Genomic DNA, 2,115 nt, shown 5'->3' with positions numbered 1-2,115 from the left:
CGCGATGTTTCCTTCCAGGTGAACGCCGGCGAGATCATGGGTTTTTTGGGGCCGAACGGAGCCGGCAAGACCACATCCATGCGCATTTTGGCGGGGTATCTGCCTGCCAGCGAGGGGACGGCGCGGGTGGCCGGGTTTGATGTTCACGAAAACTCGATGGCGGTGCGGCAGCGCATTGGCTATCTGCCGGAAAACCCACCCCTCTACCCCGACATGACGGTGGAGGCGTACCTGCACTTTGTGGCCCAGATCAAGCGGGTCAGCGCTGGCGATCGGCCCAGGCGGGTGGACGAGGCGATCCGGCGGTGCAGCCTGGAAGAAAAGCGCCACACCCTCATCCGCAAGCTCTCCAAGGGGTTTAAGCAGCGGGTGGGCATCGCCCAAGCTCTGGTTCACGACCCGCCGGTGATCATCCTGGATGAGCCCACCATTGGGCTGGATCCCAAGCAGATTATCGAGGTGCGCAAGCTCATCAAGAGCCTGGCGGGGGAGCACACCATCATCCTCTCCACCCACATCCTGCCCGAGGTGAGCATGACCTGCGACCGAGTGGTGATCATCAACCGCGGCCAGGTGGCGGCCATTGGCACGCCTGCCGAGCTGACAGCCCAGCTCCAGGATCGGCAGCAGGCAAAGCTGGTGGTGGGGGCAACCGAGGCAATGGCCATCCGGACGGCCCTGCAGCCTTTGCCCCAAGTGGAGGTGGTGAGCCTACAGCCCTTGGCGGCGGATCCCTCCCGCTGGCAGGTGCAGCTCAAGAGCAACGCTGCCGCGGACGGCTGGATCCCGGAGGTGGCCAGGGTGCTGGTGCAGGCAGGGATCGACCTCTACGAGATAGGCCGCCCGCAGGCTTCTTTGGAAGAGATTTTCCTGCAGCTCACTACGCAAGAGGGATCTGAGGGCGCATTGGAGGAAGCGGCATGAACGGAGTGGTTGCCATTTTTCGCAAAGAGCTGCGCGGCTACTTCACCTCCCCCATTGCCTATGTGGTGGCCGCGGTGTTTTGGGGACTGGCGGGGTTTTTCTTCTTTAATATTCTGGTGCGGGTGATCAGCTTTTCTCAGCAGGTGGATCTTTTCGCCCAGTTCGGCCAGGAGAACAATTTCGACGCGGCCACCATCCTGTCGCAGCAGTTTCTCAACCTCTTGGGCACCCTCTCCTTATTTCTATTGCCCATCTTCACCATGAGCTCCTATGCCGAGGAGCGGCGGCGAGGCACGATGGAGCTGCTGGCTACTTCTCCCATCACCAACTTGGAGGTGGCCCTGGGCAAATGGTTGGCGGTCTGGGTGTTTTTCATCACGCTGCTGCTGCCGCCGCTGGTCTACCATGTGCTGGTGCTGAGCAGCGCCAACCCGGCAGTGGACTACCGCCTGACCCTGATGGGTTATGTGGGCCTAACCCTGCTGGCGGGTAGCGTTATGGCCTTGGGGTTGTTTATCTCTTCTCTGACAGACAGCACCCTCATCGCAGCAGTGGCCACCTTTGGCTTGATTTTGTTGCTCTGGGTGATCGACGCGGCAGCCGGCCAGGAGGAAAACTGGATTGCTGCAACGCTGCGGCATGTGTCTTTGCTGCAGCAATATAGCAACTGGGTGCAAGGGATCCTCAGCAGCAGCAGCCTCATTCTTTTCTTGAGCATCATCGTCCTGGGGCTGTTTGCCACGGTGCAATCGGTGGAAAGCCTGCGCTGGCAACAGAGCTAGGGTCAGATGGGAGGAGTGTGGTGTTCGCGGCAGCGGTGCGGAGCATTATGAAGGACTGGCGCGCGTTAAAGGACTGGACAGGGATCCTGGGCATTGGCGTCATCGCCATTGGCCTGGTGGTGGGATCCGCCTTTACCGGTTGGACGGCTGTGCCCCTGAGCATGCTGGCAACAGGTTTGGCCCTGCTGGTGGCTTGGGGCATCACCCACCGGCAGGAGGTGGGGGTCTTCCTCGGTTTGCGTTCCACCCAGACCAACGCCAACATCCTGGTGGCGGCGGCGGCGATGGCCGTCATTCTGGTGCTGGTGAATGTGGTGGCGGTGCGCTACGACCTGCGGCTGGATCTCACCGAGGAGGGTCTGTTTACCCTCTCGCCCCAAACCCGGCAATTGGTGCAGGGATTGGCGCA

Annotated in this window: 2 protein-coding genes and 1 pseudogene; all 3 read left to right on the top strand. The window is 61.3% G+C overall.

Annotated elements, in window-relative coordinates; genetic code table 11:
• A partial coding sequence (locus NW820_RS00315; RefSeq protein WP_414406365.1) for an ABC transporter ATP-binding protein occupies positions 1-924 on the top strand: 924 nt, incomplete at its 5' end.
• The gene (locus NW820_RS00310) at positions 921-1,706 is read left to right on the top strand and encodes an ABC transporter permease (RefSeq protein ID WP_011433262.1); all 786 of its coding nucleotides are present in this window, start codon (positions 921-923) and stop codon (positions 1,704-1,706) included. The genes NW820_RS00315 and NW820_RS00310, both read left to right, overlap by 4 nt.
• Before the next feature lie 47 nt (positions 1,707-1,753).
• Positions 1,754-2,115: pseudogene (locus tag NW820_RS00305) on the top strand (hypothetical protein); the annotation flags it as partial.

Origin of the sequence: Synechococcus sp. R55.7, assembly GCF_047461955.1 — a bacterium.
Taxonomy (GTDB): domain Bacteria; phylum Cyanobacteriota; class Cyanobacteriia; order Thermostichales; family Thermostichaceae; genus Thermostichus.
Note: the sequence above shows the minus strand (reverse complement) of the source record. Positions and strands in the feature narration are given on the sequence as shown.